The sequence below is a fragment of the Sphingobacterium faecale genome (assembly GCF_016746095.1).
GTDB lineage: Bacteria > Bacteroidota > Bacteroidia > Sphingobacteriales > Sphingobacteriaceae > Sphingobacterium > Sphingobacterium faecale.
In genome coordinates, this window is sequence record NZ_JAERTY010000005.1 from 39,116 (window position 1) to 53,088 (window position 13,973).

The 13,973-nt window shown below is 39.8% G+C and carries 15 protein-coding genes; 6 read left to right on the forward strand and 9 right to left on the reverse strand.

All coding sequences use genetic code 11. The features are described from left to right. The first annotated feature begins 90 nt into the window (after positions 1 to 90). Positions 91 to 2,304: an NADP-dependent isocitrate dehydrogenase gene (locus tag JKG61_RS10200; RefSeq protein WP_202102879.1), complete on the forward strand. Its 2,214-nt coding sequence runs from the start codon at positions 91 to 93 to the stop codon at positions 2,302 to 2,304. Between the two features lie 118 nt (positions 2,305 to 2,422). Here the strand turns inward: JKG61_RS10200 and JKG61_RS10205 are convergent, their stop codons facing one another. Both JKG61_RS10205 and JKG61_RS10210 read right to left on the reverse strand, forming a co-directional pair. Beyond that, positions 2,423 to 3,055 carry a nitroreductase family protein gene (locus JKG61_RS10205; protein WP_202102880.1) on the reverse strand — a complete coding sequence of 211 codons (633 nt, stop codon included), beginning with the start codon at positions 3,053 to 3,055 and terminating at the stop codon, positions 2,423 to 2,425. Between the two features lie 3 nt (positions 3,056 to 3,058). Further along, entirely contained in the window at positions 3,059 to 3,664 is a 606-nt protein-coding gene (locus JKG61_RS10210) for a TetR/AcrR family transcriptional regulator (RefSeq protein WP_202102881.1), read from the reverse strand. A 138-nt stretch (positions 3,665 to 3,802) separates the two neighbouring features. Here JKG61_RS10210 and JKG61_RS10215 point away from each other — a divergent pair, with 138 nt between their 5' ends. Next, positions 3,803 to 4,606 (forward strand): patatin-like phospholipase family protein, encoded by an 804-nt coding sequence (locus JKG61_RS10215; RefSeq protein ID WP_202102882.1) that lies wholly within the window; start codon positions 3,803 to 3,805, stop codon positions 4,604 to 4,606. A 26-nt stretch (positions 4,607 to 4,632) separates the two neighbouring features. Here JKG61_RS10215 and hisD read toward each other — a convergent pair whose 3' ends face one another. After that, a complete protein-coding gene (gene hisD / locus JKG61_RS10220; protein ID WP_202102883.1) occupies positions 4,633 to 5,925 on the reverse strand; it encodes a histidinol dehydrogenase in 1,293 nt (430 codons plus the stop codon). Next, positions 5,925 to 6,776 carry an ATP phosphoribosyltransferase gene (gene hisG / locus JKG61_RS10225; protein WP_021068389.1) on the reverse strand — a complete coding sequence of 284 codons (852 nt, stop codon included), beginning with the start codon at positions 6,774 to 6,776 and terminating at the stop codon, positions 5,925 to 5,927. Before hisG ends, hisD begins: the two co-directional genes overlap by 1 nt. Positions 6,777 to 7,293: 517 nt before the next feature. Between hisG and JKG61_RS10230 the strand changes: the two genes are divergently transcribed. From JKG61_RS10230 to JKG61_RS10240, 3 genes are all read left to right on the forward strand, one after another. Beyond that, a complete protein-coding gene (locus JKG61_RS10230) occupies positions 7,294 to 8,190 on the forward strand; it encodes a cation diffusion facilitator family transporter (RefSeq protein ID WP_202102884.1) in 897 nt (298 codons plus the stop codon). Positions 8,191 to 8,393: 203 nt separating this feature from the next. Further along, entirely contained in the window at positions 8,394 to 9,725 is a 1,332-nt protein-coding gene (gdhA, locus tag JKG61_RS10235) for an NADP-specific glutamate dehydrogenase (RefSeq protein WP_202102885.1), read from the forward strand. Positions 9,726 to 9,802: 77 nt separating this feature from the next. Further along, entirely contained in the window at positions 9,803 to 10,048 is a 246-nt protein-coding gene (locus JKG61_RS10240; RefSeq protein ID WP_202102886.1) for a hypothetical protein, read from the forward strand. Positions 10,049 to 10,085: 37 nt separating this feature from the next. Here JKG61_RS10240 and JKG61_RS10245 read toward each other — a convergent pair whose 3' ends face one another. Then, on the reverse strand, positions 10,086 to 10,799 hold the full coding sequence (locus tag JKG61_RS10245) for an SIR2 family NAD-dependent protein deacylase (protein WP_202102887.1): 714 nt from the start codon (positions 10,797 to 10,799) through the stop codon (positions 10,086 to 10,088). Positions 10,800 to 10,864: 65 nt separating this feature from the next. Then, on the reverse strand, positions 10,865 to 11,164 hold the full coding sequence (locus tag JKG61_RS10250; RefSeq protein ID WP_202102888.1) for a YgaP family membrane protein: 300 nt from the start codon (positions 11,162 to 11,164) through the stop codon (positions 10,865 to 10,867). Positions 11,165 to 11,274: 110 nt separating this feature from the next. Here JKG61_RS10250 and JKG61_RS10255 point away from each other — a divergent pair, with 110 nt between their 5' ends. Next, the gene (locus JKG61_RS10255; RefSeq protein ID WP_202102889.1) at positions 11,275 to 12,114 is read left to right on the forward strand and encodes an ATP cone domain-containing protein; all 840 of its coding nucleotides are present in this window, start codon (positions 11,275 to 11,277) and stop codon (positions 12,112 to 12,114) included. A 3-nt stretch (positions 12,115 to 12,117) separates the two neighbouring features. Here JKG61_RS10255 and JKG61_RS10260 read toward each other — a convergent pair whose 3' ends face one another. The 3 genes from JKG61_RS10260 to JKG61_RS10270 all read right to left on the reverse strand — a co-directional run bounded on the left by JKG61_RS10260 (position 12,118) and on the right by JKG61_RS10270 (position 13,936). Continuing rightward, positions 12,118 to 12,528, reverse strand: a complete 411-nt coding sequence (locus tag JKG61_RS10260) for an NUDIX hydrolase (protein ID WP_202102890.1) — start codon at positions 12,526 to 12,528, stop codon at positions 12,118 to 12,120. A gap of 101 nt (positions 12,529 to 12,629) precedes the next feature. Beyond that, positions 12,630 to 13,697, reverse strand: a complete 1,068-nt coding sequence (gene aroB / locus JKG61_RS10265) for a 3-dehydroquinate synthase (RefSeq protein WP_202102891.1) — start codon at positions 13,695 to 13,697, stop codon at positions 12,630 to 12,632. A gap of 32 nt (positions 13,698 to 13,729) precedes the next feature. Continuing rightward, positions 13,730 to 13,936, reverse strand: coding sequence for an RNA-binding S4 domain-containing protein (locus JKG61_RS10270; RefSeq protein ID WP_202102892.1), 207 nt, complete (start codon positions 13,934 to 13,936; stop codon positions 13,730 to 13,732). Positions 13,937 to 13,973: the final 37 nt, after the last annotated feature.

Sequence of the window (13,973 nt, forward strand, 5' to 3'; positions counted from 1 at the left end):
TTATCTTTAGGCGGATTTTGAAAATATTCACTAAATATTTCAATATTCAGACTCTTAAAACGAAAAATTAATAATACTTCAACAGAAACTATGTCTTCTAAGATTATTTACACCAAAACAGATGAGGCGCCACTATTGGCAACTTATTCCTTTTTACCGATTGTACAAGCATTTGCAAAAACTGCTGATATTGACGTTGAGTTGAGAGATATTTCATTGGCTGGACGTATTCTTGCCAATTTTAATTCGTATTTGAAACCAGAGCAACAGACTGTAGATGCTTTGGCAGAATTGGGACAGTTAGCTACGACACCTGACGCGAATATTATTAAGTTACCGAATATTTCGGCTTCTATACCTCAACTGAAAGCGGCTATTGCTGAATTACAGCTTGCAGGCTACGCAATACCTAATTATCCAGACAACCCTTCTAATGATGAAGAAGAGAAAATCAAAGCAAGTTATGCTAAGGTTTTAGGATCGGCGGTGAATCCGGTATTGAGAGAAGGAAACTCGGACCGTAGAGCTCCAAAAGCGGTAAAGAACTATGCGAAGGCAAACCCACATCGAATGGGGGCTTGGGCAGCGGATAGCAAAACCAAAGTTGCCTCTATGACAGAGGGAGATTTTTATGCGACGGAACAATCGGTGACTATAGAAAAAGAGTCTCAGTATAAAATAGAATTTGTCGCTGCAGACGGATCCGTAAAAGAGTTGAAAGGATTAGCTCCATTGAAGGCAGGTGAAGTTATTGATTCTTCTGTGATGAATGTTGCTAAATTGAAAGACTTCGTTGCCGCTACTATTGCAGAAGCTAAAGCAGCTGGAGTCTTGTTGTCAGCACACTTAAAAGCTACCATGATGAAGGTTTCAGACCCTATTATCTTTGGTGCTATTGTAGAGGTATATTTCAAAGAAGTATTTGCTAAATATGGTGAGTTGTTTGCTTCTTTAGGTATCAATAAGAATAATGGCTTGGGTGAGGTATTCGCTAAAATAGCGGGTAACGAAAAAGAAGGTGAAGTAAAAGCGGCTATTGAGGCTGCTATTGCTAATGGCCCTGATTTGGCTATGGTTAATTCTGATAAAGGAATAACCAACCTACACGTTCCTTCTGATGTGATTGTCGATGCTTCTATGCCTGCGATGATCCGTATAGGTGGTAAAATGTGGGATAAAGCAGGTGCAGAACGTGATACCATTGCGATGATCCCTGACCGTTCGTATGCAGGTGTATACGAGGCTATGATCGAAGATTGTAAAGAAAATGGCGCGTTGGATCCAAAAACAATGGGTTCTGTTCCAAACGTAGGTTTGATGGCGCAGAAAGCAGAAGAATACGGTTCTCATGACAAGACGTTCCAAGCAACAGCCAAAGGAACAATTCGTGTTGTCGATGCTAATGGCGATGTATATATGAGCCAGGCTGTAGAAGCGGGCGATATCTTCCGTATGTGTCAGACAAAAGATGCTCCTATTCAAGATTGGGTTAAGTTAGCAGTTAACCGTGCTCGTCTATCAGCTACGCCAGCGGTATTCTGGCTGGATGAAGCACGTGCACACGATAGAGAGATTATCAAGAAAGTAGAGAAATACCTAGGCGATTTTGATACAAATGGTTTAGATATATTTGTAATGTCTCCAGTAGAAGCTACAAAATTCTCACTAGACCGTATTCGTGAAGGTGAAGATACTATCTCCGTAACAGGTAATGTTTTACGTGATTACCTTACCGATTTATTCCCAATCTTAGAAGTTGGTACTTCAGCTAAGATGTTATCTATCGTTCCTTTAATGAATGGTGGAGGTCTATTTGAAACAGGTGCTGGTGGTTCTGCTCCAAAGCATGTTGAGCAGTTCTTAGAAGAAGGTTATTTACGTTGGGACTCTTTAGGAGAATTCTTAGCGTTGCAAGCTTCTTTCGAGCATTTGGCACAAACACAGAATAATAGCAAAGCTCAGGTGTTGGCAGATGCGTTGGATGAGGCAAATGCATTGTTCTTAGCTAATGACAAATCTCCGGCACGTAAAGTAGGACAGATAGACAACCGTGGTTCACATTTCTACCTGACATTATACTGGGCTCAGGAATTGGCAAAACAAACTAAAGATGCTGATTTAGCAACTAAATTTGCAGCATTGGCACAAACGTTGACTGCCAATGAAGCTAAAATCAATGAAGAATTGATTGCTGCACAAGGTAAAGCACAACAAATTGGAGGATATTACTTCCCTAATGATGAGCTTGCTTCTACAGCGATGCGTCCTTCAGCGACATTGAATACAGCGATTGCCGGAATTTAATAATCTGTAATCCAACATAATCAAGTCTCTCTATTTAAGGAATAGAGAGACTTTTTTTTGCGCACAAAAAAGCCCCAACCATTCGGTATAGGGCTTATTCAATAGAAAATATAAAAAATTAATTGAAATTGATGACGAAGTCTTCCGGTTTTGTTCTTACTTTTTTCAGGTTGACCAACCAGTCATTTGGTTCATCTCTGTAACCTAATGCCAGTATCGTAACCGATTTCAGTCCCAACTTGTCCAGACCTAAAAGTTCGTCCAGTTGCGCATTTGTAAAACCTTCCATTGGCGTAGCATCCACACGTTGCTCTGCAGCAGCGGCGATCGCCATTCCGAAGCCGATATAGGCTTGCCGTGCAGCATGTGCAAAGTGTTGCTCTTTGGTTTGTTGTGCAAACATTCCAAATAAGGTGTTCTTGTAGTCGTCCGATGTACCTAATGGCAACTCTCGTTCTGTTTCCTGCTGTGCGAATACGGCATCTACACGTTCTTTTGTATATTCATCATAAGCCGCAAAAATCAATAGGTGAGAAGAGTCTACAATTTGTGTTTGTCCGAATGCGATAGGTTGAATCTTAGCCTTAAGATCCGGATTACTTATCTGTATAATTTTAAATGGCTGCAATCCAGATGAGGTAGGAGCCATTCTAGCAGCTTCGATAATATAGTTTACTTTTTCTTGTGCTACTGGAGTGCCGTTCATTTTTTTAGTGGCATATCTCCAGGATAAGTCTTGTAATAAGCTCATTGTTTATTTGTTGTTTTTTAGTGTAAATATAAAACCTTCAACAGCGTCTATCAGGGTGGGGGTAGGTGCTGAAGGGATATGGTCGTCTGATAATAGGGCAATAGCAACAAAACCATGAAGTGTGGACCAGAAAGTCTTTATCTTCAGGTATTTATCTGCGATGTGATTTGCAGAGTCGTTTAGCACTTGCTCTATAGCACTATACATGTAGTTTGAAGTACGTTGCATTTCCTTTGAACTGTTGATAGCCTCACATGGAGGGATTCCTAATCCGAACATGATTCTATAATGCTGTACATAAGTAGATGCGAATTTCCAGTACGTATAGGCGATATCTCGTAAGCGCTCGCTAGAGTCGATTTTGTCTTCAGGAATCAAACTCATCTTATGGGATAGGATATTGAATCCTTCTTTTGAAAAATACTCGATGATAGCCTCCTTACTTTCAAAGTGTTTATAGATTACCGGAGCACTATACTCGATTGCATCCGCAATCTTCCGGATAGATAGGGCTTGCCATCCATCTTCAGTGATTATCTTCCATGACTGGGTGATAATCTTGCTCCGTAGCTCCTGAATTTCACGCTCTCTTCTTGTTGTTGTACTCATGTGTTTGAACATTTAGTTAACACTGTTAGCAAAAGTAACACCCGTTTTTATTTTTTGCAAATGCGGCTTGTTTTTTAGACTTTCAGTTGACAAAAATAAATCTATCTTTTTTTCTATCTTTAGTCAAAACTGTATAATATGCAACAACAGAAGGTATCTTTGATTCTAGGGAGTGGTGGCGCACGAGGCATTTCTCAAATTGGTGCTATACAATGGCTGCTTGAACAGGGAGTCGAAATTGACGAAGTGGTAGGTTGTTCTATAGGTTCACTAGTCGGAGCAGCCTTTGCTGGTGGGAAGATAGGAGAGTTGGGCGAGTGGATGAGCAAGCTGACAAAACGGGAAGTATTTCGTTTGATGGACTTTTCCGATCCGAGGTTCGGGATTTTAAAAGGCCAAAAGGTTATGCGTACCTTACAGGAAGTTTTTGAAGATGTCGCTATTGAAACCCTCGGTATCAAATTTACTGCAGTTGCAACAGATTTAGCCAACGAGCAGGAAGTTGTATTTCGAAAAGGAAGTATTTATTCTGCGATTAGGGCGTCAATAGCTATACCAGCTGTTTTTCAGGGGGTACAGCTTGCTAATAAATTTCTTGTTGATGGAGGAGTACTTAACCCTGTTCCTATCAATTATGTACAAAATACAGATAATATTAAGATCGCAATCAATTTAGATGGACCTCCCAAGGCAGCCGTAGAGAAATCCTATAGCAAACTCAATGCATTAGATTTATTGCAGGAATCCTATATGGCCATGAGGCGCAGACTCAGTCTTTTGAGTATTCAACTGTATCAGCCTGATTATGTAATAAATATTCCCAATGATCTTTCAGGAATATGGGATTTTGATCGATCGTCAGATTTGATAAAAGATGGATACGAACTGACCCGGAGCACACTATCCCAACATATCGATAAGATAAAAGGTAAGCAAGTTTAATTATTCTTGCTTACCTTTTTCTCTTATTATAAATCAGCTTTACGTATGCTAACTGCATTTTTATGACCATGAAGCCCTTCTAGTTCAGCCAATATTTCTACTATGGAACCAATTTGTTGTAGTCCTTCAGGACTTATCTGCTGAAATGTTATCTTCTTAATAAACGAATCTACAGAAACGCCGGAGTAGGATTTTGCATAGCCAGAGGTAGGCAGTGTATGATTTGTTCCGGAAGCGTAATCTCCTGCACTCTCTGGAGTAAGATGTCCAAGGAATACCGAACCTGCATTAAGTATTAGCGAAGTGATCGATTGCCAGGCATCCGACTCGATAATAAGGTGCTCGGGAGCATATTTGTTGGAAAACTCCATTGCAGCTCTCAAATCTGTCGTTAGGATAGCGTAGGAGTTGGTCAGGGCCGCGCTGGCTATTTCCTGACGCGGTAGTAGACTTACCTGCTTGTTTAGTTCTAGATTGACCTGCCTAATGAGTTCAGCCGAAGTCGAGACCAGTACAGCCTGGCTATCTGGCCCATGCTCGGCCTGTGCCAATAGATCCGCAGCTACATAAGCCGGATTTGCTGTTTCATCAGCGATAACCAATACTTCCGAAGGACCAGCAGGCATATCTATACTGACATTTGTCTGACCTTGTATGATACTTTTTGCTTTCGTGACAAATTGATTTCCAGGGCCGAATATTTTGTCAACCTTCGGCACTGTTTCCGTTCCGAATGCCATAGCAGCAATAGCCTGAGCACCTCCCACAAGATAAATGCGCTCTATTTTCAATAGGATTAAACAATAAGCAACGAATCCGTTGATTTTGCCCGATTTCTGAGGAGGCGAGCAGACCACAATCTTTTTGCAGCCAGCTATTCTTGCCGGAACGCCCAGCATGAGCAGGGTGGAGGGCAATACGGCCGATCCGCCTGGAATGTAGAGGCCGACACGTTCTATAGGACGCGCTTCCCGCCAGCATTTTACGCCTGGCATTGTCTCGGTAACCCGCTCGCGTTTCAGTTGCGTACTATGAAAACGGTGAATATTTTGAAACGCAATTTCGAGCGCACGCTGCTGATCTCTAGATATTGTACTGGCGAGCTCCTCGATATCGTCTTTGCCCAGATATACTTGTTCCAAATCTACCTGATCAAATTTAGAAGCATAGGCTCTTAGGGCTTTATCTCCTGAACTTTTTACATCTTCGATGATGGAATATACGGTGTCAGAGATAGCATTATTAGGGTCTGTATTTCGTAGCACCAACTGTTCGATAGCAGTTGGTGATAATTCTTCCTGATTGTAAACTTTTAGCATTATAATATGATTTTTTCTATAGGCATCACCACGATTCCTTGTGCGCCTACAGACTTGAGTTTATTGATTTTACCCCAAAAATCATCTTCCGAAATCACGGTGTGCACAGCTACCCAGCCTTCCTCGGCTAGAGGTACCACGGTTGGACTCTTGACACCTTTCAATAATTCCGTTACTTTTTCGAGGTTGTTTTTTTCTACATTAAGTACCACATATTTCGTCTCTTTGGCCCTTAATACGGATTGAATCCGCTGCAACAGCTCCATTAGTATTTCGTTTTCTTCCAGACCTTCGCGTGCTATTAATATAGCTTCCGATTTGCGTACATCAGCAAATGGCTTCAAACCGTTGCTTTTTAGTGTACCGCCAGTCGATACAATATCGCAGATAGCATCGCTTAGCCCCAGACCTGGTGCAATTTCTACGGAACCAGAAATTGTCTGGATATCGGCGTTTATTTTATATTCTTCAAGAAAATTCTTAAGTATAACAGGGTAGGAGGTTGCGATTGATTTGCCATTAAGGTCTTTCAAATCAGATATTTTGGAGTCTCTAGGGATAGCAAGTTTTAATGTACATTTGCCAAAGCCAAGACGCTGTAAATAAGCTACATTAGATTCTGTTTCGTCAATTACATTTTCGCCTACGATGCCAAGATCGGCAATACCTTCTTCGACATATCCTGGGATATCATCGTCTCTCAAAAACAATATTTCTAAGTTAAAATTAGAAACAGACGTAATAAGAGAGCTTTTATAGTTCTCAAAATCAAGACCGCAGTTTTTTAGAAGTTGAACGGATTTTTCATTTAATCTACCAGACTTTTGGATAGCTATTTTTAGATTTTTCAAAACGAATTGTTTAGTTGATGGTAAAACTATTATTAATTATAAAAATGAAATCGAGGGGGAGTTGCTTCACGTAGAAACACATAACATTACATATCGCCAATCTGGCGATGATGCATATGAATGTGATGTGAAAAAACTGTTGTCATTTATTAATAATAATTTTCCAAATGTAGAATTTTGTTGGTGAGTTTGCAAGCTTTTTTTTATTTCTATTAAAAACTGTGAAAAAAGTAATGACACATTTAAATACTTTAGCCCTCCATAAAGGAAAGTATTGTTGTGATATGAATAGATGCGGTTGTAGTATAAGAGGGCTAGGTAGGTTTTGAATTAACACTGAAACATGAATAACAGAGGAGACAATATACACATACATCTATTTAACATAACGTAAATTATGTATATAATTCATGTGTTTTGATCTTTACATGATGGTTTTGACATTTAGCCGTAATAAATGGATTCTAGGTTTTAGACAAGCAAATAATTTGTTTACTTTGTATAAAGATTTAAAAGAATGTCGTCTAAAGCAGATAAAGCAGAAAAGACCGTATATTTTAGTATCATAGGAAGCTTTGCCTTGGCTATAGTTAAATGGTTGGCCGGTTTTTTTGGAAACTCATTTGCCTTGATAGCTGATGCTATTGAATCTACTACAGATATTTTCTCCTCTATATTAGTTTTACTAGGAATTAAATATTCAAAACGACCTGCAGATGAGACTCATCCCTATGGACACGGCCGTATTGAGCCATTAGTTACTTTTATTGTTGTTATTTTCTTGGTGATATCAGCTACAGTTATTGCTCATCAGAGTGTGATTAATCTAAGAACCCCACACGAGCCGCCAGAGGCTTGGACATTATTTGTGCTTGGTGGAATTATTATATGGAAAGAAATTAGTTATCATGTTGTTAATAGACGTGCCAAAGCCTTAAATAGCACTTCGTTAAAAGCCGATGCTTGGCATCACCGTAGTGATGCAATCACCTCTGTTGCAGCGTTTATAGGTATTTCTTTTGCTATTTGGTTAGGCGAAGGGTATGAATATGCGGACGATTGGGCTGCATTGTTTGCGGCCGGATTTATTCTATATAACTGTTATCATATTTTTAGACCAGCTTTAGGTGAAATTATGGATGAAAATCTTTTCGAAGATATGGTAGATGAAGTTAAGACTATGTCGCTTTGTGTTGATGGCGTTCTTGCTACTGATAAGTGTTTTGTTAGAAAAATTGGCATGACATATATTGTTGATCTTCATGCGGTTGTAAGTCCTGATTTAAGTGTTAGACAAGGCCATGATATTGCACATGCGTTGAAGGACTATTTGATGTTGAATATGCCTTCGATTTCAAATGTTTTTGTGCATATAGAGCCGTTCGATCCTGCTGCTAGGCGGAGCAACAACTAAAAATTAATTTATCCCATTGGTGCAACATTGCTCCTCTCCTCCCTATTTTTTTTGCAGCTCCCTTCCCCTACTTGATTAATGCTCGCGTGGCGGTGTTATGCTATTGTTTTTGATCTTTTGTTATGTTTTTTTAATTTTTTTATAAATATTTATATGAAATTATTAAATTTGAAAACTTCTATATAAAGTTTTTTCAAAGAAAGATGCTAAACCTTAACAATTTTATTAAATACGTTGAAAAACGCAATCCCAATGAGTCCGAGTTTTTACAAGCGGTAATTGAAGTTTTGGAGGATCTTATTCCTTATATCAATAAATATCACCCCGAATTTGAGAGTTTGAAAATTTTAGAGCGGTTAACTGAGCCAGAAAGAGTGATCTCTTTCCGTGTCGCCTGGCTGGACGATAATAACCAGATTCAGGTCAATCGAGGATATAGAGTTCAGATGAATAGCGCTATTGGTCCTTATAAGGGTGGACTTCGCTTCGCTCCTAGTGTGAATCTCAGCGTTTTGAAGTTTTTGGCGTTTGAGCAGGTTTTTAAAAATTCGCTTACGAGTTTACCTATTGGCGGAGGTAAAGGTGGTGCCGACTTTGATCCAAAAGGTAAATCTGACAACGAGATAATGCGTTTCTGTCAGTCCTTTATGACCGAGCTGTATCGTCATATCGGTGCCGATACAGACGTACCTGCGGGTGATATTGGCGTTGGTGGCAGAGAGATTGGTTATCTATTCGGTCAATACAAACGTATTCAGAACAATTTCACGGGTGTGCTTACTGGAAAAGGTGTCAATTGGGGTGGCTCTTACATCCGACCAGAGGCTACCGGTTACGGACTTCTTTATTTCGTAGGTTGCATCTACGATTCTATAAATGAGAATCTGGAGGGAAAAACTGTTGCGATTTCTGGCGCAGGCAACGTTGCTTACTTTGCGGCAGAAAAAGCCATTTCATTGGGTGCTCGGGTAATTACCATATCCAATAGCTCAGGCACATTGTATGACAAAGAAGGGCTTACTTTAGAGAAACTATCCTTTATCAATACCCTAGGGCGTGATTTGAATAAGTTTACAAAAAAATATAAGACAGCGACCTTTCATCCCGGCGAGAAGCCGTGGCAATTTAAATGCGATATTGCGCTACCCTGTGCCACAGAGAATGAACTGAATGAAGCAGATGCTAAGAAATTGATAAAAAATGGTTGCAAATGTGTTGCCGAAGGTGCCAATATGCCTTCTACGGCAGAGGCAGTCAAAGTTTTTTTAAAAGCTAAAGTGTTTTTTGCGCCGGGCAAGGCCGCAAATGCAGGTGGTGTCGCTGTATCGGGGCTAGAGATGTCGCAGAATTCGATTGGACAGCAGTGGTCCGCCAGTAAAGTGGATGGTCGGCTAAAAACCATTATGGAGAATATTCATAAGACCTGTGTGCGTTATGGAAAAGAAGAAGGTGGATATATCAATTATCTGAAAGGGGCCAATATTGGCGGTTTTATCAAAGTTGCTGAGGCGATGAAGTCTCAGGGCGTATTATGATGATATTCTTACGGGATTAATTATACAATTGCTAAGATTTTGTTTACTTTGTGGCCTTCTAATTAAATCAAGATTAAATGAGGGTTTTAGCAGAATTGCCACATCCAGATTGTAAGATTACTATTTTTGGGATGAATCAAAAGTTCATCATCAAGTTTGAGCAAGGGAATCTTGAGCAATCCTATAAGATTGCAGAATCAGATGTGTTGAATGGAGTTAATGGGGTCTTTGAGATTCTAGATGAACATTTTATCAATCACGTCCTAAAGTCTTTTACAAGTATGCGGACCGGGTTTAACGATACCTACAATAGATACTATTAAATAAAAATAGGTGAGCTTTTCTATCACTCTCCTATTTTTATTTTTCAAATGTATGTTTTTTTCTAAAATTGGCTACCATATCTGGTAGTGCTATCGAAGCCTTTTCTTCAAATAGTTGTATTGCATTGCTTCTTATATTTAGCGGAGGAATATTCGGATCTACAACCACTATTTTACATTCGCTCGATGTTTCATAGACTAGATTTGCTGCAGGGTATACTTGCAGAGAAGTGCCTACAACCAGTAGAAAGTCCGCATTCTTTACCAGTCGAATCGCTTTATCCATATTGGGTACAGTCTCTCCAAACCACACTACATGCGGCCGCAAAGGTGAGCCAAATTCGCAGGTTTCCTCCATTCTAATTGTGTCCCCTATTATCGGGTACACCATGGTAGGGTCTAGCGAAGATTGCGATTTTCTAATTTCACCATGCAGGTGTATGATATTTTTACTACCTGCACGTTCGTGGAGGTCATCTATATTCTGTGTGACAATCCACACATCTGCATCTTGTTCTAGGTCGGCTAGCGCGACATGTGCTGGGTTAGGCTCCGCTAGAATACACTTTTTCCTTCGTTCATTATAAAAACGCTGTACCATCTCTGGATTTCTTCGCCATGCATCCGGGGTTGCCACATCTTCAATGCGATATCCTTCCCATAGTCCATCATTCCCCCTGAATGTCTGTAGTCCACTTTCGGCAGAGATGCCAGCACCGGTTAAGACGACTATCTTACTTCGTTTTGTCATTCTTCAAAGATAAAAAAAGAACGCATAGAGCAATACTTCCTCTATAGGGGAAATGTCTACCAGCACTATTGTTTTACAAAGTAGCGATGTTCGATAACAGTTACTTCGTCTTCTTTTTTCGTCATTTTATCGAGCCCAGCTTTGATGCTACAGTGTCCCGTTATTCCACGGTATACCAAAGCTCCGCCAAGGGTTACCCCGGTCAATGCTGTCATTGGACGTTTTATGAGTTGCTTTATGCCTATTCCTAATATCAACCCACCGGCCACAACGGACAGTATTCGTTCAGAGGTCCCGATATTTCCATCGACACAATCTTCATCCACTTTCTTTTTTATCTTTTCTAAGGCGTAATTTAAAAGCATAATAAATGTTGTTTTATGTTACAGTTATATAACAACTTATTTGAAATTATGTTTTTCAATATATATGAATATATGTATCTTAACGCGTATTTTTAAGAGAGATTTATAAGATGCGGGTAAAAAAACACTCCGGAGAATTAGTTCCTTTCAAACCTGATAGTTTGCGTTATTCCTTGTCCCGCTCTGGAGCCAACCCAGAGGAGGTCGATGGTGTATTCGAACGTATAAAAGATAAGTTATATGATGGTATTTCTACCCGTGAACTTTACGAGTTAGCGTTTGAGTATTTAAAGTCCTGTAGAGATACTTATGCCGCTCGATATAGTTTGAAGAAAGCCTTAAGGGATCTTGGCCCCGAAGGGTTTTATTTCGAAAAATGGGTGGCTCGAATGTTTCAGGAGGACGGTTATCAGGCTGTGACCGGACAGACCATCCAAGGACACGCTGTCACGCATGAGATTGACGTCGTCGCGAGCAAGGGAAAGGAGCTTTTGGCGATAGAGTGCAAATTTCGAAACGATGTGGATGCGAAGATATCGGTAACCACTCCTATGTATTTTATGTCTAGAGTGGTAGATATATCAAATATTTCCTACACGTTTTTTAATAAGTCATTAAAAATATCTGCCGGATGGTTGGTCACAAATGCTTATCTGACTACGGACTCTATCAAATTCGGTGAGTATCATAAAATGAATCTATTATCTTGGGATTACCCTAAAACATACAGCCTTAAAGCCCGTGTCGATAATAACGGACAATACCCAGTCACTTGCCTAACCTCGCTGAATGCACAGGATAAGGCCAGGCTTTTGAAAGCACAATGTATTTTGGTCAAAGACGTGGTTAGATATCCCAAATTTCTACGTGATTTAGAAATCACTGACCAAAAGAGGAAGCAGGTCTTAGAAGAGGCCATAGAATTGGTTAATAGCCCTTTGGAACATTGATTTTTAGAAAGACTGTGCTAACCACAGCGGAAGTGCAAATTCCTTTAGAAGATGTGCTAGGTTATAGTCTTTGTAGTTTGCATGGCTAAGCCAGACGTGTTCTACTATTTCGGCATACGTTGATACTTTTATATTTAATGGTGAATTGAGTCGGAATATATGTCCTTCTACAATAGTGTCAGGCTCATTAGCTGCTTGGGTGATGTGTGTGCCAACTAAAGTTAAGGCAGTCGGCTCAAATCGAAGATGGAGTTCTTCGCTAAGCTCTCGGATTAGTGCGTCAATCGGTGTTTCTTGAAATTCGATCTTGCCACCCGGTAGGGTGTAATAAACTGAATTGTTCTTTCTTAGGGCTAGAATTTCGTTCCGTTCGTTTGTAATGATTGCTAGGGCAACTGTTATTTTGGATGTCATACCTAATACTTCGCTAGGTTCTTTTGATACTATATCATGACATTGCTATAGGTGTGGATTGTGAGTCTATAGCAATGTCATACCACTTGTGTATATTCTATCTATTCTATGCAGCTTTCTAGGTAGTAATCCAGTGCAGACTTAATATCGTCTTCACTGATGAATACATTGTATGTAGCGTTCCCTATCTCTTTTAATAAGGCAAAACCAATCTTACCTTCTTCATTCTTTTTGTCATTTTTCATGAGTTCAATCAACTCTCCGTAGATTTCAGTCCCGAAAGCATAACGATCGTACCGGGATAAAAAGGTCTGGGTAATATCTTTTAGTTCACTTTCTGTAAGTCCGGTATGCTTATGGGATAACCAAGCTTCACAGATCATCCCGATAGCTATGGCTTCTCCATGTAATAAAGGATTGCTGTCATGTAATAATGAATATCCTTCTACAGCATGTCCGATGGTGTGACCAAAGTTCAAGATCTTTCGTAATCCCTGTTCCGTTGGATCGCTTACGATTACCTTGTTCTTTATCTCTACCGAGCGGTATACAATCTCAGTACTTACCTTTGTCGTATCAATTTGCTTACAGGTATTGTATAAATCTTTGTCCTGAATCAAGCCGTGTTTTATGATTTCTGCAAATCCGGAGGTTAATTGCCTTTGGTCCAGCGTATCCAGAAAAGCGGAACTGATGAAGACTGCTTGTGGTTGCGTGAAGGTACCGATAATGTTTTTTACATTATCAAGGTCGATTCCTGTTTTACCTCCTACTGATGCATCTACCTGTGATAATAACGTCGTGGGTATTTGTACAAAATCAATTCCTCTTTTAAACGTAGAGGCCGCAAACCCACCCATATCCGTCACCACTCCTCCTCCTAGATTTATCATTAGGGCTTTTCTGTCGGCACCGAAGTCTAGCATAGTTTTCCATACCCCGATACAGAAATCAATATTCTTGTTTTCTTCCCCTGGGTCTATTTCGATGATGTCGTAATCCAAAAGATTTGGAAGAGCTGCTTGTAGTACCGGCAAGCAGTGGTCATTGGTATTTCTATCTACAAAGATAAGAATCTGTGAATATCCCTTTTTGGCAATATACGACTCGAGTGATTTTAACGTGTCGTCAAAATAAACTTTATACCCTAAACTATCTATTGTTTGCATGCTGTTAAAATGAAGAAGTAAATATACGTATTTTATACGATCCTGACCTTTAATCCGTCAAACTCGACGAGATCCCCTTTTCTAACTTTCAGTCGTTTTCTTAAATCTACAGACCCATTGTACTTTACCAAGCCATCCTCAACAACTCGTTGAGCCATCCCCCCGTGCTCCACCCAATTTAATGCTTTCAATAATTGTATCATCGGAATAAATTCCCCCTCTAGTGTAAATGTTTGCATAAGCAAAAGTAAGTTAATCTTGCGTAAAATAATCTTT

Coding starts and splice junctions, on each gene's coding strand:
- JKG61_RS10200 (WP_202102879.1), top strand. CDS start 91: ATGTCTTCTAAGATTATTTACACCAAAACAGATGAGGCGCCACTATTG.
- JKG61_RS10205 (WP_202102880.1), bottom strand. CDS start 3,055: ATGAGCTTATTACAAGACTTATCCTGGAGATATGCCACTAAAAAAATG.
- JKG61_RS10210 (WP_202102881.1), bottom strand. CDS start 3,664: ATGAGTACAACAACAAGAAGAGAGCGTGAAATTCAGGAGCTACGGAGC.
- JKG61_RS10215 (WP_202102882.1), top strand. CDS start 3,803: ATGCAACAACAGAAGGTATCTTTGATTCTAGGGAGTGGTGGCGCACGA.
- hisD (WP_202102883.1), bottom strand. CDS start 5,925: ATGCTAAAAGTTTACAATCAGGAAGAATTATCACCAACTGCTATCGAA.
- JKG61_RS10230 (WP_202102884.1), top strand. CDS start 7,294: ATGTCGTCTAAAGCAGATAAAGCAGAAAAGACCGTATATTTTAGTATC.
- gdhA (WP_202102885.1), top strand. CDS start 8,394: ATGCTAAACCTTAACAATTTTATTAAATACGTTGAAAAACGCAATCCC.
- JKG61_RS10240 (WP_202102886.1), top strand. CDS start 9,803: ATGAGGGTTTTAGCAGAATTGCCACATCCAGATTGTAAGATTACTATT.
- JKG61_RS10245 (WP_202102887.1), bottom strand. CDS start 10,799: ATGACAAAACGAAGTAAGATAGTCGTCTTAACCGGTGCTGGCATCTCT.
- JKG61_RS10250 (WP_202102888.1), bottom strand. CDS start 11,164: ATGCTTTTAAATTACGCCTTAGAAAAGATAAAAAAGAAAGTGGATGAA.
- JKG61_RS10255 (WP_202102889.1), top strand. CDS start 11,275: ATGCGGGTAAAAAAACACTCCGGAGAATTAGTTCCTTTCAAACCTGAT.
- JKG61_RS10260 (WP_202102890.1), bottom strand. CDS start 12,528: ATGACATCCAAAATAACAGTTGCCCTAGCAATCATTACAAACGAACGG.
- aroB (WP_202102891.1), bottom strand. CDS start 13,697: ATGCAAACAATAGATAGTTTAGGGTATAAAGTTTATTTTGACGACACG.
- JKG61_RS10270 (WP_202102892.1), bottom strand. CDS start 13,936: ATGCAAACATTTACACTAGAGGGGGAATTTATTCCGATGATACAATTA.